The sequence below is a fragment of the Inquilinus limosus DSM 16000 genome, assembly GCF_000423185.1.
Lineage (GTDB): Bacteria > Pseudomonadota > Alphaproteobacteria > DSM-16000 > Inquilinaceae > Inquilinus > Inquilinus limosus.
Genome location: NZ_KE383988.1, coordinates 154,740 through 177,405 on the forward strand (window position 1 = coordinate 154,740; position 22,666 = coordinate 177,405).

Annotated in this window: 29 protein-coding genes; 8 read left to right on the top strand and 21 right to left on the bottom strand. The window is 70.8% G+C overall.

The window, feature by feature from the left end; all coding sequences use genetic code 11:
- Window positions 1–155 precede the first annotated feature (155 nt).
- The 6 genes from G537_RS0134860 to efp all read right to left on the bottom strand — a co-directional run bounded on the left by G537_RS0134860 (window position 156) and on the right by efp (window position 5,889).
- On the bottom strand, window positions 156–785 hold the full coding sequence (locus G537_RS0134860) for an acyloxyacyl hydrolase (protein ID WP_026873977.1): 630 nt from the start codon (window positions 783–785) through the stop codon (window positions 156–158).
- Window positions 786–876: 91 nt separating this feature from the next.
- Complete coding sequence (locus G537_RS41605; RefSeq protein WP_064742267.1) at window positions 877–2,361, bottom strand: peptidoglycan -binding protein; 1,485 nt, start codon at window positions 2,359–2,361, stop codon at window positions 877–879.
- 10 nt (window positions 2,362–2,371) lie between these two features.
- Window positions 2,372–3,586, bottom strand: coding sequence for a hypothetical protein (locus G537_RS0134870; RefSeq protein ID WP_026873978.1), 1,215 nt, complete (start codon window positions 3,584–3,586; stop codon window positions 2,372–2,374).
- Between the two features lie 11 nt (window positions 3,587–3,597).
- A complete protein-coding gene (locus G537_RS0134875) occupies window positions 3,598–4,296 on the bottom strand; it encodes an OmpA family protein (RefSeq protein ID WP_026873979.1) in 699 nt (232 codons plus the stop codon).
- A 189-nt stretch (window positions 4,297–4,485) separates the two neighbouring features.
- A complete protein-coding gene (locus tag G537_RS0134880; protein WP_026873980.1) occupies window positions 4,486–5,313 on the bottom strand; it encodes an inositol monophosphatase family protein in 828 nt (275 codons plus the stop codon).
- Between the two features lie 9 nt (window positions 5,314–5,322).
- Complete coding sequence (gene efp / locus G537_RS0134885; protein ID WP_026873981.1) at window positions 5,323–5,889, bottom strand: elongation factor P; 567 nt, start codon at window positions 5,887–5,889, stop codon at window positions 5,323–5,325.
- Window positions 5,890–6,067: 178 nt separating this feature from the next.
- On the opposite strand from efp, the gene epmA reads away from it, so the two are divergent.
- Window positions 6,068–7,165 (top strand): EF-P lysine aminoacylase EpmA, encoded by a 1,098-nt coding sequence (epmA, locus tag G537_RS0134890; protein ID WP_051249501.1) that lies wholly within the window; start codon window positions 6,068–6,070, stop codon window positions 7,163–7,165.
- Window positions 7,166–7,215: 50 nt separating this feature from the next.
- The gene (locus G537_RS41610) at window positions 7,216–8,160 is read left to right on the top strand and encodes an alpha/beta hydrolase (protein ID WP_051249502.1); all 945 of its coding nucleotides are present in this window, start codon (window positions 7,216–7,218) and stop codon (window positions 8,158–8,160) included.
- 3 nt (window positions 8,161–8,163) lie between these two features.
- On the opposite strand, the gene G537_RS0134900 is transcribed toward G537_RS41610, so the two are convergent.
- From G537_RS0134900 to G537_RS0134910, 3 genes are all read right to left on the bottom strand, one after another.
- On the bottom strand, window positions 8,164–8,607 hold the full coding sequence (locus G537_RS0134900) for an NfeD family protein (protein WP_026873983.1): 444 nt from the start codon (window positions 8,605–8,607) through the stop codon (window positions 8,164–8,166).
- Entirely contained in the window at window positions 8,604–9,620 is a 1,017-nt protein-coding gene (locus G537_RS41615; RefSeq protein WP_051249503.1) for an SPFH domain-containing protein, read from the bottom strand. The genes G537_RS0134900 and G537_RS41615 overlap by 4 nt, the downstream gene beginning before the upstream one ends.
- A gap of 117 nt (window positions 9,621–9,737) precedes the next feature.
- Complete coding sequence (locus G537_RS0134910) at window positions 9,738–10,526, bottom strand: NAD kinase (RefSeq protein ID WP_211230618.1); 789 nt, start codon at window positions 10,524–10,526, stop codon at window positions 9,738–9,740.
- Window positions 10,527–10,659: 133 nt separating this feature from the next.
- On the opposite strand from G537_RS0134910, the gene G537_RS45530 reads away from it, so the two are divergent.
- Entirely contained in the window at window positions 10,660–10,788 is a 129-nt protein-coding gene (locus G537_RS45530) for a hypothetical protein (protein ID WP_281171524.1), read from the top strand.
- Here G537_RS45530 and moaA read toward each other — a convergent pair whose 3' ends face one another.
- On the bottom strand, window positions 10,789–11,838 hold the full coding sequence (moaA, locus tag G537_RS0134920) for a GTP 3',8-cyclase MoaA (RefSeq protein ID WP_051249504.1): 1,050 nt from the start codon (window positions 11,836–11,838) through the stop codon (window positions 10,789–10,791).
- 96 nt (window positions 11,839–11,934) lie between these two features.
- Here moaA and G537_RS0134925 point away from each other — a divergent pair, with 96 nt between their 5' ends.
- From G537_RS0134925 to G537_RS0134935, 3 genes are read left to right on the top strand one after another with little or no spacing between them, the layout of a single operon-like run.
- On the top strand, window positions 11,935–12,663 hold the full coding sequence (locus tag G537_RS0134925) for a hypothetical protein (protein WP_155888922.1): 729 nt from the start codon (window positions 11,935–11,937) through the stop codon (window positions 12,661–12,663).
- On the top strand, window positions 12,660–13,292 hold the full coding sequence (gene mobA, locus G537_RS0134930; RefSeq protein ID WP_026873987.1) for a molybdenum cofactor guanylyltransferase MobA: 633 nt from the start codon (window positions 12,660–12,662) through the stop codon (window positions 13,290–13,292). Before G537_RS0134925 ends, mobA begins: the two co-directional genes overlap by 4 nt.
- Complete coding sequence (locus tag G537_RS0134935; protein ID WP_026873988.1) at window positions 13,289–13,555, top strand: CDGSH iron-sulfur domain-containing protein; 267 nt, start codon at window positions 13,289–13,291, stop codon at window positions 13,553–13,555. The genes mobA and G537_RS0134935 overlap by 4 nt, the downstream gene beginning before the upstream one ends.
- Here G537_RS0134935 and G537_RS0134940 read toward each other — a convergent pair.
- The 10 genes from G537_RS0134940 to hemP all read right to left on the bottom strand — a co-directional run bounded on the left by G537_RS0134940 (window position 13,552) and on the right by hemP (window position 20,311).
- Window positions 13,552–14,427: an energy transducer TonB family protein gene (locus G537_RS0134940; protein ID WP_026873989.1), complete on the bottom strand. Its 876-nt coding sequence runs from the start codon at window positions 14,425–14,427 to the stop codon at window positions 13,552–13,554. The two genes, G537_RS0134935 and G537_RS0134940, sit on opposite strands and share 4 nt — an antisense overlap.
- Window positions 14,424–14,909 (bottom strand): ExbD/TolR family protein, encoded by a 486-nt coding sequence (locus G537_RS0134945; protein WP_026873990.1) that lies wholly within the window; start codon window positions 14,907–14,909, stop codon window positions 14,424–14,426. The genes G537_RS0134940 and G537_RS0134945 overlap by 4 nt, the downstream gene beginning before the upstream one ends.
- Complete coding sequence (locus tag G537_RS0134950; RefSeq protein ID WP_034854030.1) at window positions 14,909–15,577, bottom strand: MotA/TolQ/ExbB proton channel family protein; 669 nt, start codon at window positions 15,575–15,577, stop codon at window positions 14,909–14,911. Before G537_RS0134950 ends, G537_RS0134945 begins: the two co-directional genes overlap by 1 nt.
- Window positions 15,578–15,587: 10 nt before the next feature.
- Entirely contained in the window at window positions 15,588–16,022 is a 435-nt protein-coding gene (locus tag G537_RS0134955) for a hypothetical protein (RefSeq protein ID WP_026873992.1), read from the bottom strand.
- Window positions 16,023–16,029: 7 nt separating this feature from the next.
- Complete coding sequence (locus tag G537_RS0134960) at window positions 16,030–16,803, bottom strand: heme ABC transporter ATP-binding protein (protein ID WP_026873993.1); 774 nt, start codon at window positions 16,801–16,803, stop codon at window positions 16,030–16,032.
- Window positions 16,800–17,957, bottom strand: a complete 1,158-nt coding sequence (locus G537_RS41620; protein WP_211230619.1) for a FecCD family ABC transporter permease — start codon at window positions 17,955–17,957, stop codon at window positions 16,800–16,802. Before G537_RS41620 ends, G537_RS0134960 begins: the two co-directional genes overlap by 4 nt.
- Before the next feature lie 47 nt (window positions 17,958–18,004).
- Entirely contained in the window at window positions 18,005–18,886 is an 882-nt protein-coding gene (locus G537_RS41625; protein ID WP_064742263.1) for a heme/hemin ABC transporter substrate-binding protein, read from the bottom strand.
- Complete coding sequence (locus G537_RS44845) at window positions 18,886–19,428, bottom strand: ChuX/HutX family heme-like substrate-binding protein (protein ID WP_211230620.1); 543 nt, start codon at window positions 19,426–19,428, stop codon at window positions 18,886–18,888. The genes G537_RS41625 and G537_RS44845 overlap by 1 nt, the downstream gene beginning before the upstream one ends.
- A 12-nt stretch (window positions 19,429–19,440) precedes the next feature.
- Complete coding sequence (locus tag G537_RS44850) at window positions 19,441–19,947, bottom strand: ChuX/HutX family heme-like substrate-binding protein (RefSeq protein ID WP_211230621.1); 507 nt, start codon at window positions 19,945–19,947, stop codon at window positions 19,441–19,443.
- 193 nt (window positions 19,948–20,140) lie between these two features.
- The gene (hemP, locus tag G537_RS43340) at window positions 20,141–20,311 is read right to left on the bottom strand and encodes a hemin uptake protein HemP (protein WP_245579215.1); all 171 of its coding nucleotides are present in this window, start codon (window positions 20,309–20,311) and stop codon (window positions 20,141–20,143) included.
- A gap of 250 nt (window positions 20,312–20,561) precedes the next feature.
- Between hemP and G537_RS0134985 the strand changes: the two genes are divergently transcribed.
- Window positions 20,562–20,879, top strand: a complete 318-nt coding sequence (locus G537_RS0134985; protein ID WP_026873995.1) for a hypothetical protein — start codon at window positions 20,562–20,564, stop codon at window positions 20,877–20,879.
- A 23-nt stretch (window positions 20,880–20,902) separates the two neighbouring features.
- Here the strand turns inward: G537_RS0134985 and G537_RS0134990 are convergent, their stop codons facing one another.
- Window positions 20,903–21,418, bottom strand: a complete 516-nt coding sequence (locus G537_RS0134990; protein WP_026873996.1) for an adenine phosphoribosyltransferase — start codon at window positions 21,416–21,418, stop codon at window positions 20,903–20,905.
- A 102-nt stretch (window positions 21,419–21,520) separates the two neighbouring features.
- On the opposite strand from G537_RS0134990, the gene G537_RS0134995 reads away from it, so the two are divergent.
- The gene (locus G537_RS0134995) at window positions 21,521–22,666 is read left to right on the top strand and encodes an ABC transporter permease (protein WP_026873997.1); all 1,146 of its coding nucleotides are present in this window, start codon (window positions 21,521–21,523) and stop codon (window positions 22,664–22,666) included.

Sequence of the window (22,666 nt, forward strand, 5' to 3'; positions counted from 1 at the left end):
GCCCGGCCCAGAAGCTGACGGCAGCTCAGCGCCGCCGCGAACCCGACGACGACACCATCGTCTCAGACGTCCGCTCTCCTGCCCTGCGGGGGAGAGGGCTGCTCGTTCGCCGCATGGTCGAGGTGCGTGGCTACCTTGTCCCGAGCCTGTCGGCCTCAGTTCAGCGGGATCGAGAGGTTCAGCGTCAAGGTCTCGACGCCCGGGTTCACATCGCCGATGCCGGCGTTGGAGATGTGGTGGAAGGCGGCGCCCAGGCGCATCTTGTTGTCGAACTCCCACGCCGCTTCGATGCCGGTGCGGAATTCGAGGGTCGAGCCCATCTTGCGGCCATCGCCGTCGAAATAGGCGCCGACCGCGGCGTTCGGCGACAGGATGAAGTGCTCGCCGAAGCGCACGTCGAACATGCCGCCGCCGTAGATGTAGGCGGCCGAATCGGTGGTGCCTTCGACGCCGATGAAGGGCCGGATGCGCAGGAATTCCTGGTTGAAGCGCAGCTCCACCCGGCCGATGCCGGCGCCGCCTTTGTCGCGGTCCTCGTGGTCCTTGTCGCCCTTGTCGTTGAGGATGTTGTAGTAACCCGCACCGACCGTCAGCGACATCGGCGCACCGGTGGGGCCGTTGCCGACGCGGATGTCGCCGATCTCCGAATTCTCGCCGAGGATGCCGGCGGCGAGGATCGCGGCCGAGCCGATCCCGATCCAGATGGGCACCGAAGCGGCCTGCGCCGCCTGCACGGATCCGAGCACGACGGCGGCCGCCGCGACGCCGGTCAGGAACTTCTTCATTCTGCACCCTTCATGTCCTGCCGGGACCGCGGCCCCGGGGTCCGGGATGATTACGGGCGCGCGAAACCTGACGCAACGCTTTTCCGCCCGCTCACTGGGCGGTGGGGGTGACCTCGGGTCCGCTGTCGCCGCGCTGGTCGAGGCGCAGCTCGATGCGGCGGTTGCGGCGATAGGCGTCGGGCGTGTTGCCGGCGTCGAGCGGCTGCCACTCGCCGAATCCCGCAGCGGCCATGCGCTGCGGCGGGATGCCCTGGCTCGCCAGGAAGTTCAGAACCGACAGCGCCCGGGCGGTCGAGAGCTGCCAATTGCTCGCGAACGGGCCGCCGGTGATCGGCTGCCGGTCGGTGTGGCCGTCGATGCGCAGCAGCCAGTCGACATCCGGCGGGAACTGGGCGGCGATTCGCTTCAGCGTCGCGGCGAAGGCGGCCAGCTGCTCCTGGCCGCCCGGCTGCAGCTCGGCCGATCCCACCGGGAACAGCACCTCCGACTGGAAGACGAAGCGGTCGCCGACGACGCGGACATCCGGCCGGTCGCCGAGCACGTCGCGCAGCCGGCCGAAGAAGACCGAGCGCGAGCGGTTGAGCTCGTCGACCCGACGCACCAGCGCCTGGTTCAGCCGCGAGGTCAGGTTGGCGATCTCGACGTCCTTGTCGCTGACCGTCTTCTCCGAGTCGCGCAGGGTGGACTCGATCTGCGCCAGCTGCTGGCGCAGCGCCGCCGCTTCCTCCGCCAGCTGCCGGCCGCGGCTGCGCTCGCTCTCGCTGGTCGACTTCTCGGTCGCCAGCGCCGCCGTGGCGCGGTCGAGCGTGCCGCTGAGCTCGGCGATGCGGGCGTTGAGCTGCTCGACCCGGGCGGTCAGGTCCTGCACGTCCTTCTGCGAGGCGGCGGCCTGAGCCTCCAGCGCCTGGACGCGCGCCTGACCGGCATCGGCGTCCTGCCGGGCCTGGTCCCGTTCCGCCCGGGTGCGGTCCAGCTCCTGGCCGAGACCCGAGGCTTCCTTGCGGGCGGCGTCGAGCGCGGTCGAGAGATTGCCGACGGTCAGGTCGCGGTCCTGCGTGCCGGTGCGCAGCGTCGCCAGGTCGGACTGCAGCTGCGCCAGCTCGCGCCGCTGCCGTTCGATCGTCGCCTGGTTGTCCTGGATCACCCGCGCGGCTTCCTTCAGCTGCGCGTCGCGGTCGGCGGTGCTGCCGGTCAGGGTCTCGATCTGGGCCAGGGCGGAGCGCAGCTGCCGGTCGATCGCGTCGCGGTCCTGCTGCACGGCGGTCAGGCGGTTGCCGAGATCGGTGCGCTCGCGGGCGCTGCCCTCAAGGTCGGCGGACAGCCGGTCGACCCGGGCCCTGAGGTCGCGCCCACTCTCCTGCTCCAGCGCCAGCCGGTCGGTCAGCTCGTTCACCTGGCGGTTCAGCCGGCCGACGGTCTCGTCGCGGCCGCTGACCACGGTCGACAGGTAGAACTGCGAGGCCAGGAACACCATCAGCAGGAAGATGACGACCATCAGCAGCGAGGACAGCGCGTCCACCCAGCCGGGCCAGACATCGACCTGGCGCCGTTCGCTGGAGGAAAAGCGGCTGCGCATCGGCATCCGCTCAGCGCCCCTCGGACCCTTCCGCCAGGGCGGCGATGGTGCGGGCCAACAGCTTGATCTCGCTGCGGATCTCGCCGGACAGCTGGATCCGGCCGGTCGACATCTCCTCGATCATCCGGCGGACCGTGGTGTCCAGGCTGCGGATGTGCTGCCGGGTCGGCTCGTCGATGCCGAAGCGGTCGGATTCGAGCGTGGTGGCGAGGCGGCCCAGCACCGCCGCGGTCGCGGCCTGGCCCTCGGCCAGCTTGGCCATCAGCGCCTGCTGGCCCTGGAGATGGTCGTCGATCGCCGCCAGCTGGTTGGCGACAGCGGTGAGCGAGCCGCCCTGGCCGCGGCGCTCCTCCTCGGCCTGTGCGGTCAGGCGGCGCAGCGCATCCAGGTTCTCCGCGGTCTGCGCCACCACCGATTCGACATAGGCGGGCGGGACCCGGTCGGCGACCTCGATCTCGAAACCGCCCTGCTGCGGCCCGCCGGACAGGCGGGTATAGGCCGAGAGCCAGTCCTCCAGCTCGTTGTAGAAGCGGTTTTGCGCCTGGCCCGCCTGCAGCTCGAGGAATCCCAAGGCCAGCGAGCCGGCGAGGCCGAAGAGCGAGGCGCTGAAGGCGGTGCCCATGCCCATCAGCGGCGCCTCCAGCCCGTGCTTCAGGGTGGCGAAGGCGGCGCCGGGATCCGCCGCTTCCATGTCCAGCCCGGCGATCACGCCGCTGGCCGAGCGCACGGTCTCCAGGAGGCCCCAGAAGGTGCCGAGCAGGCCGAGGAAGATCAGCAGCCCGATCAGGTAGCGCGAGATCTCCCGGCTCTCGCTGAGGCGGGCGCCGACGGCGTCGAGCAGCGAACGGGTGGCGAGGGGGGACAGGCTCGGCTCGCCCTGCTGCTCCGCGATCACCCGGGCGACCGGGGCCAGCAGCCGCGGCTGCACCGGCGCCATCCGGCCGCCCTGGGCGCGCTGCGCCAGATGGGCCTCGATCCAGCGGATGTCGGGCTCGAGGTTGAGCACAGCCCGGAAGCAGAAGACGATGCCGAACAGAGTGGCAGCCAGGATCACGCCGTTCAGTGCCGGATTGGCCATGAAGGCGGAGGCGACGCCGGGTGCCAGCACCGCCGCGACGATGGCGACGATGATGACGAAGGCCGTCATCCGGACCAGGTACCGCCGCGGGCTGGACATCGCCGGGCGCATCGAGGACGGGCGGGATGCCAGGGCGGTGATCGACATCAGGGGCCTTGCTACTGAATGCGGAGATCGACGCGGTCCGCGGGCTGGTCCGGGGGCGAGGTGTTGCCGAGGGCGCGCAGGGCGATGCGCTGGCTGTCGATGCCGCGGTCGATCAGGAAGGACCGGATGTTGAGCGCGCGGCTGAGAGAGATGCGGCGGGCGCCGGCCGGATCCGGCTTGGCCCCGGCATAGGCCCGGATCTCGATCTTGCTGCCGCCGTCGGCGGCCAGCCGCTCGACCAGACCGGACAGCAGGTCGCCGGCCTCGGTGCCGATCTCCTCGGCGCCGGGGGCGAAGCGGATGCGGAAACCGTCGCCGACGACGATGCCGACCGTGTCCTGAGGGCCCATTCCGGGCATCGCCTTGACCTTGACGTTCGGGTCGGCGAAGCCGGCGCCCTTGACGACGACGTCCGCGTCGAAGGCCGGCGGCGGCTCGTCGACCAGGCTGGGCAGCGACGGGATCTCGGCCCAGGTCGGTTTGACGAACGGGATCGGGCCGTTGACCGGCCCGGCCGACATCGGCACCGGCAGCGGCGCCGTCGGGGCGGCGTCGCCGCGGGTCAGGAGGCGGGTGTCGAGCGGCAGCTCGCCGGAGGCGAGCGGATTCTCCGCCGATGCGGTCGCCGCCGCCAGCATCAGGGCGGCGGGAAGGACCAGGACCGCCGCACGGGGCCATGCCCGCCGGCCGGTCTGCTGACGATGGGGCAAGCCGAACCTCTCCACGCTACGGACCATGGATCATACACCCGCATGCGACGGGGCGGACCATAGCTCAGGGGAGGAGGGCGAAACAATCGCCAAGCAGCATGAGGGCAGGGTGATCGATCAAAGGAATGCAGCCTTACGCCCTTACGCCGCCTCTCCTGCTTTCGTGAGAGACGGCGCTCCGGCTCGCGGTCAGGACGCGGCCGCGGCCTTCGGGGGGCGCGGGGCGCGGGTCTTGGTGATCGCCATGGCCAGCGTCTTGTGGATCAGCGCATTGCCGGCGACCACCGTGTCGGCGGTCAGGGCCGGGCCCTTGCCGTCGATGTCGGTGACGAAGCCCCCGGCCTCCTGCACCAGGACGATGCCGGCGGCGATGTCCCAGGGGCTCAGCGCCGTCTCCCAGAAGCCGTCGAAGCGGCCGGCGGCGACATAGGCGAGGTCCAGCGACGCCGCCCCCATGCGGCGGATGCCGGAGACATGTGGCATGATCATCGCCAGCTCGCGCTGATAGGCGACGGCGTCGCCGCGGCCCTTGAACGGCATGCCGGTGCCGATCAGCGCGTCGGACAGATTCTTGCGGCTGGAGACGCGCAGGCGCCGGTCGTTGAGGAAGGCGCCGGCCCCTTTTTCGGCCCAGTACAGCTCGTCGGTCACCGGGTTGAAGATCACCCCGGCCACCGGCACGCCCTCCTGCTCCAGCGCGATCGAGATCGCGAAATGCGGGATGCCGTGCAGGAAGTTGGTGGTGCCGTCGAGCGGGTCGACGATCCAGCGCCGGTCCTTGTCCTCGCCCTCGATCACGCCGCCTTCTTCCATCAGCCAGCCGAAGCGCGGGCGGGCGCGCGTCAGCTCCTCGCGCAGGATCTCCTCGGCCTTGAGGTCGGCGGCGGAGACGAAGTCGGCGGGCCCCTTGCGGCTGACCTGCAGGTTCTCGACCTCGCCGAAATCGCGGACGAGGCCGCGCCCGGCCCGTTGGGCCGCGCGGATCATGACGGTGATGAGGGGGGAACGTCCGGCCATCGGGGAGGATCAGTCCTTCGCGCGCTCGAGATAGGTGCCGTCGGCCGTGTTGATGACGATCCGGGTGCCCGAGGAGATGTGCGGCGGCACCATCACGCGGACGCCGTTCTCCAGCACCGCCGGCTTGTAGGAGGAGGAGGCGGTCTGCCCCTTCACCACCGGGTCGGCCTCGGTGATCGTCATGGTCACGGTCTGCGGCAGCTCGACCGACAGCGGCGAGCCCTCATACATGGTCACGGTGCAGACCATGCCTTCCTGCAGGAAGCGCGCCGGCTCGCCGACGACGTCGGCCGGGACCTGGGTCTGCTCGAAGCTCTCATTGTCCATGAAGGTGTAGTGGTCGCCTTCCTGGTACAGGAACTGCATCTCGTGCTCGTCCAGGCGGGCGCGCTCGACCGTCTCCTGGGTGCGGAACCGCTGCTGAGTCTTGGTGCCGGTGCGGGCGTCGCGCATCTCGACCTGGATGACGGCGTTGCCCTTGCCCGGCTGAATGATCTCGATCTTGGTCACCAGCATCAGCTTGCCCTCGTATTCGAGGACATTGCCCGGCCGGATCGTGATGGCGTTGACCTTCATGGCGGATCTTCTGCGATAAATGCGTTTCGCGCCCCGCTGGCGCGCCCGGGGCGGCACGACAGGGTGGCGCGATGGGCGCGGACCCTAGCAGCAAGTCCGATGAAGGGCAAATGCCGAGTCGGCTGCGCCGGGCCGTGCGACCTGCTATCGAAGCCGCATGACAGGATCGGATCGAACCATGGCGACGGAACCGGGCATCCGCGGGCTGCGCGGCCGCTGGTGGCAGAAGGGCGTCTATGCCCGCAAGCGGCCCTATCTGGAGGCGCGGGCGCGGATCACGGCCGCCGTCCGGCAGGTCTTCGCCGAGCGCGGCTTCCTCGAGGTCGACACGCCGGCGCTGCAGGTCTCGCCGGGGCTGGAGCCGCATCTGGTCGCCTTCGCGACCGAGCTGCGCGGGCCGCATCCGGACGACGCGCAGCGGCTCTACCTGCACACCAGCCCCGAATTCGCGATGAAGAAGCTGCTCGCGGCCGGGCTGGAGCGGATCTTCCAGATGAGCCACGTGTTCCGCAACGCCGAGCGCTCGGCCACCCACCACCCGGAATTCACCATGATCGAATGGTACCGGGCGGGGGAGGGGTACCGGACGCTGATCGACGACTGCCGCGCCCTGTTCCAGGCGGCGGCGCGGGCGGCGGGGCGGGACCGGCTGGAGTGGCGCGGCAAGGCCTGCGACCCCTTCGCCGAATGGCGGGTGCTGACGGTGCAGCAGGCATTCCTGGAGTTCACCGGCATCGACCTGCTGGCGACCGCACCGGACCCGCTGACCCCGGACCTCGCCCTGCTGAACGCGGCGACCACGGCGATCGGCATCCCGGCGCGCGACGGCGACCGCTGGGACGACCTGTTCTTCCGCGTGTTCCTCGAGCGGATCGAACCCCATCTCGGCCTCGGCAGCCCCTGCGTCCTGACCGAATACCCGGTGTCGATGGCGGCGCTGTCGCGGCCGAACCCGGCCGATCCGCGCACCGCCGAGCGATTCGAGCTCTACGCCGCCGGGCTCGAGCTCGCCAACGCCTTCGGCGAACTGACCGATGCCGAGGCCCAGCGCGCCCGGTTCGAGACCGACATGGAGCTGAAGCAGCAGCTCTACGGCGTGCGCTACCCGATCGACGAGGACTTCCTGGCGGCGCTCGATCCGGACCGCGGCGGCGGCCTTCCCGATTGCAGCGGGATCGCGCTAGGGTTCGATCGCCTGGTGATGCTCGCGACCGGGGCGGACCATATCGACGACGTGCTCTGGGCGCCCGTCATCGGAACGATGGTCGCGCGCTGAGCGTTTCGGCCGGGCACCTGAGGGGCCGTTCCGTCGATCCGGAGTTCTTGATGATCCTGCATCCCGACTGCGAGGCGTATCTGGAGGCGGTGGAACGGTGGCGGGAGAAGACGAGCATCCAGTCCTGGGCCGATATCGGGGCGGACCGGGCGAAGGCGGTGTTCAGCGAGCTCAAGCTGTCGGGGATGCCGAAGCTGCCGGAGATGGATCTCGTCGAGGATTACGAGATCGAGGGCCGCGCCGGGCCGCGCCGGGTGCGCATCCTGCGGCCGAAGGGGGCGGGGACGCGGCCGCTGCCGGTGGCGCTCTATTTCCACCGGGGCGGCTATGTGCTGGGCGGCATCGAGGAGAGCGAGGACGAGGCGCGGCGCATCGCGGCCAACACCCCGGCGCTGGTGATCTCGGCGAGCTACCGCCTCGGGCCCGACCACCCGTTCCCGGCGGCGATCGACGACGCCTATGACGCGCTGCTCTGGGCGGCGCACCACGCCGCCTCCTTCGGCGGCGACCCGCGCCGGCTGATGGTCGGCGGCACCAGCGCGGGCGGCGGCCTCGCCGCCGCGATCAGCCGGCTGGCGGCAACCGAGAACGGGCCGCGCATCGCCCTGACCTACCTCCTGTGCCCCTGGCTCGACCTGACCCTGAGCCAGCATTCGGTGCTGGACTACGGCGAGGGTTACGGCCTGGACCGCGCCGACCTCGAATGGTTCCGGCAATGCTATCTCGGGCCGGACGAGGCGCCCGATCACCCGCTGGCCTCGCCGATCCTGCATCCGGTGCCGCCGCGGCTGCCGAAGACCTTCGTGCTCGCCGCGGAATGCGACCCGCTGCGCGACGAGGCGCGGGTCTACGCCCGGATGTTGAAGGAGGCGAAGGTGCCGGTGACCTATGTCATGGCGCCTGGCATGGTCCACGCCTTCAACGCCCTGACCCACCTGATCCCCGGCGGCCTGCCGCACATCGCCGCGATCGACGAGGCGCTCCGGGGCGTATGAGGGCTACTCCGCCGCCCGCTCCACGCTGAACCGCGTGCCGACGACGCCGGCGATGCGGATGCGGGTGCCGGCGGGCAGGTCCGGGCCCTCGACGCTCCAGGTGTTGTCGGCAATGCGGACCCGGCCGACGCCGTTGACGATCGGCTCCGTCAGCGTCACCACCCGGCCGATATACTGCTCGCCGCGGCGGTTCAGCGTCGGCTGGTCGCTGACCTCGGCCCGCGGCTTCAGATAGACGCGCCAGACGACGACGGCGACGACCGAGAGCAGGGCGAAGATCAGCACCTGCGCTTCCCAGCCGAGCGGGATCAGCCAGGACAGCAGCCCGACCACCCCGGCGGAGATGGCGAGCCAGAGGAAGAAGGTGCCGGGCACCATCACCTCGAGGATCAGCAGCACCACGCCGCCGATCCACCACCACCAGAATTCCGGGCCCTCGACGATCATGCCTTCGGCCCCCACGGCCCGCCCTCGGACGCCGGCGCGGCCGGATCGGACGGCGGCCGCCGGGGCGGCGTCGCCGGCGGCGGTGCGCCACCGTCACGGCCGAAAGCCTCGCGCGCGATCTCGGCGATGCCGCCGATGGCGCCGATCACGTTCGACGCCTCGACCGGCATGAACAGCACCTTCTGGTTCGGCGCGCTGGCGATCGCCTTCAGCGAATCGACGTATCGGGTGGCGACGAAGTAGTTGATCGCCTGCACGCTGCCGGCGGCGATCGCCTCGCTGACCATGGCGGTGGCCTTCGCCTCGGCCTCGGCCGCGCGCTCGCGCGCCTCGGCGTCGCGGAACGCCGCCTCGCGCCGGCCCTCGGCCTCCAGGATCGCCGCCTGCTTCAGGCCCTCGGCGCGCAGGATCTGCGCCTGCCGTGTGCCTTCGGCCTCGAGGATGGTGGCGCGGCGGTCGCGCTCGGCCTTCATCTGCCGGGCCATGCTGTCGACCAGGTCGCGCGGCGGGGTGATGTCGCGGATCTCGATGCGGGTGACCTTCACGCCCCAGGGCTCGGTGGCGTCGTCCACCACCTGCATCAGCCGGGCGTTGATGGCGTCGCGGTTCGACAGCAGCTCGTCGAGATCCATCGAGCCCATGACCGTGCGGATGTTGGTCATGGTCAGGTTGACGATCGCCGATTCGAGGTTGCCGACCTCATAGGCCGCCTTCGCCGCGTCCAGCACCTGGTAGAAGATCACCCCGTCGACCGTCACCATGGCGTTGTCCTTGGTGATGACCTCCTGCTGGGGCACGTCCAGCACCGTCTCCATCATCGACAGCTTGGCGCCGATCTGGTCGACGAAGGGGATGATCAGATTCAGGCCGGGGCGCAGGGTGCGGGTGTAGCGGCCGAACCGCTCCACCGTCCATTCGCGGCCCTGCGGCACCGATTTGACGCCCATGAAGATGATGAGGATCGCCAGGGCCAGGATGGCCAGGACGATGATCGCAAAGGGCGAGATCGGCATGATGGAATTCCGCTCCTCTTGGCGCGGCCACAGTGTGCCATAACGGCCACAGGGCCGGGCGGATTATTCTCCGAACTTTGTGGCGGAATCGCAGCGGTGCGGAGCGGCGAGGGCGGATCAGGGCTCGAACTGTTCCTTCAGGATCCTTTCTTCCAGCGTCTTGCCGGGGTCGAACAGCAGGAGCAGCGATACCGACCGGTCCTCGGCGATCTCGACCCGCGCCACGTCGCGCACCTCGTATGAATCGGCGACGGCGCTGACCGGGCGCTTCGCCACCTCCAGGATGTCGAGGACGATCGCCGCCCGATGGGGCAGCAGGGCGCCGCGCCAGCGCCGGGGGCGGAAGGCGCTGATCGGCGTCAGCGCCAGGATGCCGGCGCCGAGCGGGATGATCGGGCCGTGCGCCGACAGGTTGTAGGCGGTGCTGCCGGCCGGAGTCGACACGATCGCACCGTCGCAGATCAGCTCCGGCATGCGCACGACGCCGTCGACGGTGATCTGCAGCTTCGCCGCCTGGCGGGTCTGGCGCAGCACCGAGACGTCGTTGATGCCCAGCGCCTCGTGCACCGTGCCGTCGACCGTGGTCGCCCGCATCCGCAGCGGGTGCAGGATCACGGTGCGCGCCGCCGCCACCCGGCGCGGCAGATCCTCCTCCTGGAAATCGTTCAGCAGGAAGCCGACCGAACCGCAGTTCATGCCGTAGATCGGCCGGCGCCGCTCGACGCAGCGATGCAGCGTCTCCAGCAGGAAGCCGTCGCCCCCCAGCGCGACGATCACGTCGGCCGAATCCGGCGAATGCTGGCCCCAGCGGGCGACGAGCCGCGCCTGGGCCGCCAGGGCCTCGGCGGTATCGGCGGCGAGGATCGCCATTCGGGGCGGGGCCGCGTCGGGGGTGACCTGGGTCATAAGCGGGGGACCGTCGTCGATGAGAGTATGCGGTCTACCACCGGCCGAGCCCTTCCGTGAATGAGCCGTTCACGTTGGCTTCACGGCCGATGCCAGAAAGTTGCCACGATGAAGCCATGAGGGAGGAAGGACAATGATGATCCCGGCTTTGGCGGCAGCATTCGTGACGGTCGCCGTGCTGCTGTCACGCTGCGGCCTGCACTTCGCCATGGTCACCACCGGCACCGTGCTGTCGGGGACCATCCTGATGCTGACGCTGTGATCAGCCGCCGGTCACGCTCATGTGCCGCGCCACGGCGGGCTGCATGTGGCGGCGGTCGATGATGAAGTCGTGCCCCTTCGGCTTGCGCAGGATGGCCTCCCGGACGGCGGCTTCCAGAGCCGCGTCGGTCGGGTCGGTGCGCAGCGGGGTCCGCAGATCCGCCGCGTCCTCCTGGCCGAGGCACATATAGAGGGTGCCGGTGCAGGTCAGCCGCACCCGGTTGCAGCTTTCGCAGAAATTGTGGGTGAGCGGGGTGATGAAGCCGAGCCGCCCGCCCGTCTCCTCCACCCGGACATAGCGCGCCGGCCCGCCGGTGCGGTAGTCGGTCTCGGTCAGAGTCCAGCGCCGGGCCAGGTCGGCCCGCACCTGCGACAGCGGCAGATACTGGTCCAGCCGGGTCTCGCCGCCGATGTCGCCCATCGGCATCACCTCGATCAGCGTCAGGTCGTGGCCGTTCTCGCCGCACCAGCGGATCAGGGTGTCGAACTCGTCGTCGTTGACGCCCTTCAGTGCCACGGCGTTGATCTTGACCCGGATGCCGGCGGCCTTGGCCGCGGCGATGCCCTCCATCACCTTGTCGAACTTGCCCCAGCGGGTGATGGCGAGGAACTTGGCGGGATCGAGCGTGTCGAGGCTGACATTGATCCGCCGGACGCCGCAGGCGGCGAGATCCCCGGCGTGGCGGGCGAGCTGGCTGCCGTTGGTGGTCAGCGTCAGCTCCTCCAGGGCGCCGGTGCCGAGATGCCGCGACAGGTTGCGGATCAGCGTCATCACGTCGCGCCGGACCAGGGGCTCGCCGCCGGTCAGGCGCAGCTTGCCGACGCCGAAGCGGATGAAGGCGCTGCACAGCCGGTCCAGCTCCTCCAGCGTCAGCAGCTCCGCCTTCGGCAGGAAGGTCATCTCCTCCGCCATGCAGTAGACGCAGCGGAAATCGCAGCGGTCGGTCACCGAGACCCGCAGATAGCGGATGGCGCGGCCGAACGGGTCCACCAGCGGTGCCGCGGAGGCGGGTGACGGATCGATCCTGGGGGTCGGCGTCTGGAGCGTCATATACGACAATATAGGACGCTCCCCCCGGGAACGCGATAGGCCGTTCCGCGGCGAACGCGTATGCTTTTCCACGCTATGAGATGACAGCGGGGATCGATGATCCGGAGACTGGTGGGCGTGCTGCTGCTGGTGGTCGGCGCGTTCCGGGTATTCGGCGCCGGCGAGGCCGCCTGGGACAGAGAGCAGTGGCGCGAGAGCGCGGTCGAGGCCCAGGGGCTGGTGCTGCCGCCCGGGGGCGGGGGCAGGCTGACGCCGGCGCTGGCCTCGGCGCAGACCGTGGTGCGCCTGGGCACGCTGCGCGCCATCTATGCCGCCGTCGACACCGGCCTGGCCGCGGCGCCGCAGCCCGGCGAACGGGTGGCCGTGCTGATCGACCCCGGCCAGCAGGACCGGGCCGTGCTGGATCATCCGCTGGCGATCTGGGGCGATCAGCTTCTCGCCGGCGGCATCGGCGCGGTGCTGGCGCTGGTCGGGTTGGGCCTGATGCGGTCCCGATCGCGCCGGCCGGCCTCGGCGACCGCCGATGCCTCGGCCGCGGTCGGCGATGCCACGGCAGCGATCGCCTCGGCGCTGCGCCAGGCGGTGGCACGGCGGGCGGATGCCAGGGCGGCGCCGGTGTCACGGGAGAGGACAGATTCGCCACCCGTGGTGAGTCCGGTCTCCGGCAGCGTGGTCCAGCGCATGCGCGACAGCCCGATCACGGTGCAGCGGGCGGGCGGCCCCGCCGTCACTCGCACCATCGAACGGCCCAGCGGCGCCGGCCCGATCCTGGTCTTCGTGCTCGTGGTTCTGGCCCTGGCCGCCACCTTGATCTTCGGGACATGAGCACGACCCCGCCGGTACTCGGCGTGATCCTGGCCGGGGGGCTGGCCCGGCGCATGGGGGGCGGCGACAAGGCGCTGCGGCCGCTCGGCGGCACGACGCTGCTCGACCGGGTGATCGCCCGGGCGGCGCCGCAGGTGGCGGCGCTGTGCCTCAACGCCAACGGCGACCCGTCCCGCTTCGCGCGCTGGGGCCTGCCGATGGTGCCGGACGACGTGCCGGGCGCGCCGGGGCCGCTGGCCGGCATCCTGGCGGCGCTGGACCGGGCGGCGGCGACGCGGCCGGAGATCGGCCTGGTGGCCAGCTTTCCCTGCGACGCGCCCTTCATCCCGCGCGACCTGGTGGCGCGGCTGGCGGTGGCGCGGCGGGAGCAGGGGGCGGAGATCGCGGTCGCCGCCTCGGCCGGGCGGACCCATCCGGTGGTGGCGTTGTGGCCGGTGGCGCTGCGCAGCGAATTGCGGCGGGCGCTGGTCGAGGAGGGGATCCGCAAGGTCGAGCGCTGGACCGCGCGTCACCCGACCGCGGTGGTCGACTTCGCCTGCGACCCGGTCGACCCCTTTCTCAACGGCAACACGCCGGAGGATCTGGCGGAGGCGGAGCGGCTGCTGGCGCACTATCCGGAGCTGGCATGACGGCCGAACCGGTCTGCGCCGGCGACGCGCCGATCCCGGTCGATCTGGCCGAGGGCCAGGCGGTGCGCTGGTGCGCCTGCGGCCGCAGCGCCGCCCAGCCCTTCTGCGACGGGTCGCACCAGGGCTGCGGCATCGGCCCGGTCGCCTTCGTGGCGGCCCGGGCCAAGACCTACTTCTTCTGCACCTGCAAGCGCAGCGGCCGCCAGCCCCTCTGCGACGGCCGCCACAACTTCATGGCGCCGCCGCAGAGGGAGCGCGGCTAACGCGCTTGGATCAGGAAGGGCGCCGTAATCTGCCTCGGAAAACCCTCAGGGGGCTCCGGTGCCGACAACCGCCGAAGAACCCGCAGCACGTTGTCGTCGACGTTGCCGCTCTCCGACGATACGACCAGAGACGGGTTTTCGAGGCTGCCGTCCGGCTGGAGCGTGAAGCGGACGGTAATGGTGGTGTCTTGCCGGACCCTGATATTGGCCCGGTTCAGCCGCTGCTGGATGTAGCTCACCAGCCTGTTCTGATAGCTCGCCGCCTGTGCCGAACTGGCCGATGACGCGGCCGGAGGCTGAACCACAGGCTTCTGCGGAAGCGCCGCCTGCTGCGTGGGGGCAGCCTCCGGCTGCTCGGCCCGGCGCGGCTGCTCACGGCGGGGCCGCCGCTCGGCGCGGAGCTTCGGCCTGGTCGGCGGCGGCTGCACCATCTCCGGCTCCTTCGCCTGAACGGTCTCCGGCACGGCGGCGACGACCGCCTCGGTCTGGCCGGTGGTGGTCACGACCTCCGGCGGAGGCTCCTCCGGCACCGCCTCCGGCGGCTCGGTCTCCGCCGTCTCGGTGACCGGAGCCTCGGCGGGCGGGGGCGGTTCCTCGACCACGGTCTCGACCGGCACGTCTTCGGCCGTCTCGACCGGCTCCGCCTGCACAGTCTCGGTCGGCACGGCCTGCGCCGTGTCGATCGGCTCTGCCATATCCACGGGCTCCGCCGGCGTGCCGAAGCCGGCCATCTCGACCGCCATCGGCGTCTCGGCCGGTGTCGGCGCCGCCGATCCGGTCAGGCTGGGCAGCAGCGCCACCACCACCCCGGCGTGAATCAGCGCGGACGCGGCATAGGCGATGCCGCGTCCCGACAGGCGCGGACCGGTCATGGCGCGGTCGGCGCGGCGCCGGCAGCGGGCGCGGGCGCGCCGGCGGGCGCCGGCTGGGGCGCCGCCCCCTGGGCGATCAGCGACACCTTGGCGAAGCCGGCCTGGCCGACCACGCCCATCGCCTCCATCACCTTGCCGTAGGGCACTTCGCGGTCGCCGCGGACATAGACCACAGCGTCCGGATTGGCCTGGTGCGCCGCCTGCAGCGCCGCGGGCGCTGTCTCCGGCGTCAGCACCTGGCCGTCGCCGAGCGACCAGGTGCCGGCCTTGTCGACGGTCAGGATCACCGGCGTCTGCGGCTGGCCGATCTTGGCGGCGCTGGTCTTCGGCAGGTCGACCGGCACGCCCACCATCATCAGCGGCGCCGCCACCATGAAGATGATCAGCAGCACCAGCATGACGTCGACCAGCGGCGTCACGTTGATCTCCGACAGCGGCGCGTAGTCCTCGCCGTCGCCGGAATCGAGCAGGGCGCCGGCCATTACTCGGCGGCCTCGCGCCGGGCGGCGCCGGCGCGCCGCGCGCCGGACAGGTGCTCGGCCATCAGGCCGATCGCGGTGACGAAAGTCTGGTTGATCCGGCGCAGATCGGTCGAGAACTTGTTGTAGGCCATTACCGCCGGGATCGCGGCGACCAGGCCGATCGCGGTGGCGAACAGCGCCTCGGCGATGCCGGGGGCGACGACCGCCAGGCTGGTGTCCTGGGAGCTCGCGATCGAGGTGAAGCTGTTCATGATGCCCCAGACCGTGCCGAACAGCCCGACGAAGGGCGCGGCCGAGCCGATGGTGGCGAGGAAGGGCAGGCCCAGCTCGCGCCGGCGCACCACCTCTCCGGCGGCGCGGCGCATCGCCCGCTCGATCCGGTCGCGGTACTCCGCCCGGCTCTCCTCCGGATCGATCGACCGCCACTGGGTCAGGCCGGCCTCGACGATCGGCTTCGCCGGATCCGCCGGGATCAGGTCGACCTCGTGCTCGGTGTCCATGCGCCGGCGCAGCGCGGCGGCGGCGCGGCGCAGCCGGCCGATGGTGAACAGCTTGTCGAGGATGATGCCCCAGCAGCCGATCGAGGCCAGCACCAGCAGCGCCAGCACGCTCTGGACGATGACGTCCGCCTGCTGCACCAGGGCGATGATCGAGAGATCGTGCGACATCAGGGGCTCCTCAACGCATCAAGGCGACGGGCAGGCGCGACTTGGTCTCGACCCGGTCGATGCAGTCGGCCACCGCGCCGGCCTCGGTCCGGCAGTCGAGCACGTCGTTGACCAGGACCGAGCCGATCGCGTCGCAGGCCAGGCCCTGGATCTCGAAGGCCTTGACGCTGGTCTTGCGGGCGCGCAGCGGCGCCGCGTCGACCGCCAGGCGCTTGCGGATGGCGCCGTCGGTGCCGAAGAAGACGAGGTCGAGCTTGAACGACTGGTAGGCGTCGGTGCCGGTGCCGAACACCATGTTCACGGCGCAGTTCTGGCCGCGCGGCTCGAGCGTGTTGAGCTCCAGGCTGACGCCGTTCGGGGCCGCATCGGCGGCCAGGGCCGGCGCCGCGGAGAAGGCGAGGAGCAGGGCGGAGAGCGCGGACACTGATTGGCGTCGGCTGGTCATGATGTCCTCAGATCGGAACAAGGAAGGGCCTGTCGGATTGCGGGTGGGAAATGATCTCGACCGGGCAGCCGAACACGGCCTCCACGGTCGTGGCGGTGAGCACTTCGGCCGGCGGGCCGGCGGCGAAGACCCGGCCGCGGCGCAGCAGCAGGATCTCGTCGGCGTAGCGGGCGGCCTGGTTCAGGTCGTGCAGGATCGCGAGCACGCCGGTGCCGGAATCGGCCAGCCGGCGGGCGACGCGCAGCACCGCGGATTGATGCGCCAGGTCGAGGCTGGCAGTGGGCTCGTCCAGCAGCAGATAGGCCGGCGCCGCGGCGCCCGAGATCTGCGCCAGGGTTCGGGCGAACTGGACGCGCTGCTGCTCGCCGCCGGACAGGGTCGGGTAGGAGCGGTCGGCCAGGGCCGCAGCGTCGGCGGTCTCCAGCGCCGCCTCGACGGCGCGGCGGTCGGCGGCGGCGTCGGCGACGCCGCGATGCGGCCCCCGCCCCAGCGTCACCACCTCGCGGGCGGTCAGCGGGAAGTCCAGCGTCACCTGCTGCGGCAGCACCGCGCGGCGGCGGGCCAGGGCGACCAGGTCCCAGCCGGCGATTGGCGTGCCGTCGAGGGTGATTCGGCCGGCCGCCGGCGCGATCTCGCCGGCGAGGCAGCGCAGCAGCGTCGACTTGCCGGCGCCGTTCGGGCCGACCACCGCGGTGAAGCGGCCGGGGGCGACGGTGAGGTCGACGCCGTCGAGCAGCACGGTCCGGCCGATGCGGACGGCGAGGGAGTCGGCGCGGATCACGGCTCGGACCTCCGCCGGCGCAGCAGCAGCGCCAGGAACACCGGGGCGCCGAGACCGGTAGTGACGATGCCGATCGGCAGCTCGGCCGGGGCGACCGCGACGCGGGCGGCCAGGTCGGCGCCCAGCAGCAGCGCCGCGCCCAGCAGGGCCGAAGCCGGCAGCAGGCCGCGATGATCGGCGCCGATGACCAGCCGAAGCGTGTGCGGCACCAGGAGGCCGACGAAGCCGATCATGCCGCTGACCGCGACCGCGGCGCCGACCGCGAGCGCCACCGTGCCGACCAGGAGGCGCGTCACCTTCTCGACCGGGAAGCCCAGATGCACCGCCACCGCCTCGCCCAGCAGCATGCCGTTCAGGGCCCGCGCGGCCAGCGCGACGGCGGCGAGCAGGACCAGGGCGAAGGGCAGCACGGCGAGCACCGAGGTCCAGGTCGCGCCGCTCAGGCTGCCCATGGTCCAGAAGGTGATGGTGCGCATCGCGTTCTCGTCGGCCTTGAACACGACATAGCCGGTGCCGGTGGCGACGAGGGCGTTCACCGCGATGCCGGTCAGCAGCATCATGGTCACCGAGACCCGGCCGTCGCGCTTCGACAGGCGATAGACCACGAGGGTGGCGACGAGGCCGCCGAGAAAGGCCGCGAGCGGCAGGGCGTAGAGGCGGAGGAGGGGGATGCCGGCCAGCGCCGCCGGCAGACCGAGCGAGATCACCGACACGCCGGCGAAGGCCGCACCGCCGCTGACCCCGATCAGGCCCGGATCGGCCAGCGGATTGCGGAACAGGCCCTGCATCATCGCCCCGGACACGGCGAGGACAGCGCCGATCATGGCGCCGAGCAGCGTCCGCGGCAGCCGGATGGCGTCGACGATGGCGGCGTCGCGTGTCGTCACCGCATCGAGGCTGCCGAGGCCGAGATGATGGCCGAGGATCGCCAGCACATGGCCGACCGGGATGTCCGCTGGCCCGATGCTGATGCTGGCCAGCACCGCCGCGGTCAGCAGCAGCACCAGCCCCGTGAGGGTGAACGACAGGCGCCGCGCCCGCCGCCGCTCCGCCGGGGCCGGGATTGCGTCGCTGGCGGTCCGTGGTTCGACGCGGACGGGCGAGGCCCGCCCGTCCGGATAAATCGAACCACAACCCATAGAGTTGTGGATCAAATTATCCGAACGCTTGGGGACCAAGCGTTCGGTCTGATCCACGGCGGTCACGAGCCCGTGCTCCAGGCGCGCTGCGGCAGGGCGGGCGGGGCCCAGCCGGGATGGATCGCGATCGCCAGGTCGCGCACCGCCTGCGGCGTGCGCGGCCCGAAGCCGAGCAGATAGAGCGAATCCATCGACATGATCCGGCCGGTCTTTGCGGCCGGGGTCTCGGCGAAGACCGGCAGCTTCGCGATCTTGTCCATGCCGCCATTGGGCTCGACGGCGTGGCTGGCGATCACGACGATATCCGGAGCCGCGGCGGCCACCGCCTCGGGCGACAGCGGCTTGTAGCGCTCGGCCTCGCCGACCGCGTTGGTGCCGCCCGCCAGGCGGATCATGCCGTCCGCCGCGGTGCCGCTGCCGCCGCCGAGCGGCGTGCCGTTGGTGATCGACAGCACGAACAGCACCCGCGGCTTCGAGGGCGCCTTGGCCACGGCCTCGGCCACTGTCGCGAAATCGTCGCGGACCGCTTGGCTCAACCCCTGGTCGGGCAGGCCCAGCGCCGTCTCCACGCCCTCGATCTTCGCGACCACGCCCTCGGCGGTGAAGCCCTCGGGCAGGATCTCGACCGGCGTGCCGGCGGAGCGGATCTGCTCCAGCACCGCCGGCGGGCCGGCCGATGCGGTGGTCAGCACCAGGTCCGGGCTCAGCGACAGGATGCCTTCGGCCGAGAGCTGGCGCAGATAGCCGACATCCGGCAGCTCCCGCGCCGCCGGGGGATACAGGCTGGTGGTGTCCACCCCGGCGATGCGGTCCTGGGCATGCAGGGCGTAGACGATCTCGGTCAGGTCGCCGCCGGCGACGACGATCCGCTGCGGCGGCTCCGCCCGGGCGGGCAGGGCGATCGCGACCAGCGCCGCGGCGGCGAGGGCGAAAAGCGGACGCATCAGGCGGCGCCCAGGACGCTCACGCGGCCCACCAGTTCGCGCCAGTCGCCGCGCTCCGGCTGGCCCGGCTTGCGGGCGCCGAACAGCATCGCCATCAGCGCGCCGTCGATATCGAACAGCTCGAGCGAGGTGACGACGCCGTCCCGGGTCGGCTTGCGCACCACCCAGGCGCTGTCGATCCGGTCCTCGCGCAGATGCAGGTTGAAGCCCGGGTCCAGCACGTTCAGCCAGGGGCCGACATCCTTCAGGTTGTGCACCGGCCCGGTGTGGATCTGCAGGCAGCCGGGGTTGCCGACGAAGACCATGATCGCGGCGCCGCTCTCGGCGGCGCCGGTCAGCACCCGGCGCAGCGCGTCGCGGGCGACCGGTTCGGCCCGCTGCGGCTCGGCCAGGCGCATCGCCTGCAGCCGGTCGAGACGGTGCGACTTCAGCAGGCCGAAGAACTGATGCGTGTCCTCCATTGCGTCCCAGCCGGCGCGGAAGCCGGCGACGTCGATCTCGGCATCGTCCAGGATCGCCGGGCGGGCGATCTCCTGCGGCACCAGCGCCGGCGCCTAGTCGTCCTGGCGGAAGCGGTCGACCAGGGCGGCGAAGGCGGCGCGGTCGCTGCCCTCGGTCAGGAAGATCTTGTGGATCGCGGTGCCGGCAGCATCGAAGAACTGCAGGCTCGGCTTGGGGTGATCCGCGCCACCGACGGCGAAGCCGTGCGCCCAGCGGGTGTAGAACAGCCGCAGGTCGATGTCGGGGCCGAGCGCCAGGCCGACATGGCTGCCGGCCGAGACGTTCTGATAGGTGCCGGTCTTCTCGTGCACCACGCTTTCGTTGCGGGTCAGCGCCATGACCGGTCCGAGCGCTTCGACCGCCTGCAGGATCGTGCTCCAGTCGCCGCCGATCCGCGTGGTGCCGGTTCCAACCTGGGAGGCGACGAGCTCGCCCTCGCTGACGCCCAGCGCCGCCGCGGCGTCGCGGGCGCGGAGCTGCGGCTGCTCGGCGCGCAGCGCGGCCCAGCGTGCGGCGAGGGCGGTCGGCGTGGCCGGGAGATCAGAATCGAGGCTCTGCATCATACTCTCCGATCACCGGTAACGAGGGGCGCCGGCGGCCGGCGGGTTGCGACAGGACATGCGAAAACGCGGCCGAAACATGGGCCGCCAGGGATGCGAAGCATGACGAGAACCTGTGCGGGCGACGGGTCCTCGCGCAAACCTGGCGGCGGGCGGGTGCCCGGCTGGCTGGGGGCGCGAGCCGAGGGAAGGGCTACTTGGTCAGGATGAGCTTGCTGTTCCGGGTGATCCGCAGGCGGTAGACGTCGTCGCCGTGTTGGATCGTCAGCTCGCGGCGGGTGCCGAAGAGTTCACGCGTGTCGAGATTGGCAGGGGCGGGCCGCTGCGGCGGCTCGACGGCATGCGCTGTGGGTTGATCCAGCATGGTCCCCATCCGACGGTGATTGATCGATGAACGATGTTGAGAGTCATTCTCACATCTATTCGTGCCGGTCAAGCAAATGCGTGTCATTCCTAATTGCATTTGTCGAAAACGCCTCGCATCGATATGGAAGACGGGCACGGAAACCTTGCGAAACGCGATGCTTGGTGCCGGCTGCCTCGGCGCGCATATATAATGCGGGCATCAGCGGAAGCCGATGAGGGCGGGTGCGGATGGATAAAGAGGCCGTGCGATGATCGAAGTGCAGGAGATCGAACGCAGGCCGGCGGAGCGGCCGGTCCGGCCCTCAACCGGCCTCCTGGCCTGTGAGGACCGCGTGGTCGAGCGCTTTCTCGATCGTCCCGCCGCGCCGCGCAGCGACACCGACTTCCTGCGCAAGCTCAATCGCAGCCTGTTTGACGAGCCGGAGTATCGGCCGACCGTGCCAAGCCTGCGGAGCCTGGTGCCGGTGGCGGTCGTGGTGCTTCTGGCGTTGGGGGCGGCGGCGCTGATCGGCACCGCCTGGCACGATCTCCGCGGCGATCGGACCGCGGAGCAGGAGGTACGCTGACCCGCGGATCCAGTCCGATGGTCTCAGCTGTCGTATTGCAGCAGCGAGATCACGGGGGCATCGATCTTCTGCCGGCCGCCGAGAAAGGACAGCTCGATCAGGCAGGCGGCGCCGCGGACATCGGCACCGACCCGGCGCAGCAGCTGGACCGCGGCCGCCATGGTGCCGCCGGTCGCCAGCAGGTCGTCGAGAACCACGACGCGCATGCCCGGCTTGATCGCATCGGCCTGGATCTCGATCGCATCCGAGCCGTATTCGAGCTGGTAGAGATGGCCGATCGTCTCGCCCGGCAGCTTGCCGCGCTTGCGGCACATCACGAAGCCGCAATCTAGTACATAGGATAGTGGTGCCGCCGTCAGGAACCCACGAGATTCGATGCCGACCAGGATGTCCGGTTGCCACTCGCGGATCTCGGTCGCCAAGCTGTCGACGGCATGCCGCCACGCTTGCGGGTGGGCCAGAAGCGGCGAGATGTCGTAGAACAGGATGCCTGGCTTGGGAAAATCCGGGATACCGCGTATGTGCGACTTGAGATCCATGAGACGTCCTTGGTTGCGGGCCGGAGTGACCATGCATCGTAGTCCCTGTCGCCCGAAAGGCAATTCGCAGGTGCGGGAGCCGGAAGCGGCGGAGGCTGCGCAGTGACCACCGCGGCCGCCGCCGAGGCGAGCGTCGAAAGCATCGTCGAGCGCGGCATCACCCGGCTGCGCTTGGCCGGCCCCTGGGTGACGCGGGCGGCGGCGCCCTTGGACCACGAGCTGGCGACGCTGGTCCAGAAGCGCCCGTCGGGCGAGGTGGTGCTGGACATGTCCGGCGTGACCCGGCTCGACACTGTCGGCGCCTGGCTGGTGCACCGCACTCAGGAGGATCTCGCCGCGGCCGGTGCCACGGTCCGGGTCGAGGGCGTGTCGGATGACCAGAAGGGCCTGCTCGAGGCGGTGTCACGGGTCGAGCGTGACGAGCCGATCAAGCATCCCGACCGCAACATCCTGTACGAGCTGGCGCTCCGCACCGGCAAGGCGACCTACCATTTCCGCGACGAGGCCCTGGCGCTGCTGAGCTTCCTCGGCATGCTGGTGGTCAAGAGCATCGCCACGCTGCTGCGGCCGCGCCGGATCCGCTTCACGGCGCTGGCGCACAATATCGAGACCACGGGCCTCAACGCCCTGCCGATCGTCGGCCTGCTGTCCTTCCTGATCGGCGTGGTGCTCGCCTATCAGGGGGCGGACCAGCTCAGCCGCTTCGGCGCCCAGATCTTCGTGGTCAACCTGCTCGGCGTCTCGGTGCTGCGCGAGCTCGGCGTGCTGATGACGGCGATCATCGTCGCCGGCCGGTCCGGCTCGGCCTTCACTGCGCAGATCGGCACCATGCAGGTGAACCAGGAGGTCGACGCGATGGAGACGCTGGGCCTCGACCCGATCGAGGTGCTGGTGATCCCCCGCGTCTTCGCCCTCGCCATCACCCTGCCACTTTTGAGCTTCTATGCCAGCATGATGGCGATCTTAGGCGGCGCGTTCATGTCGTATTTCGCTCTGAACATCAGCTTCGTGCAGTTCCTGAACCAGTTCCAGGCGGCGATCGGCATCAACACCTTCTGGGTCGGCATGGTCAAAGCCCCGGTCTTCGCCTTCACCATCGCCATGGTCGGCTGCTATGAGGGGCTGAAGGTCTCCGGTAGCGCCGAGAGCGTCGGCCGGCTGACCACGCAATCCGTCGTCGTCTCGATCTTCCTGGTGATCGTGCTCGACGCGCTGTTCTCCATCCTGTTCGCCACCCTGGGGGTCTGA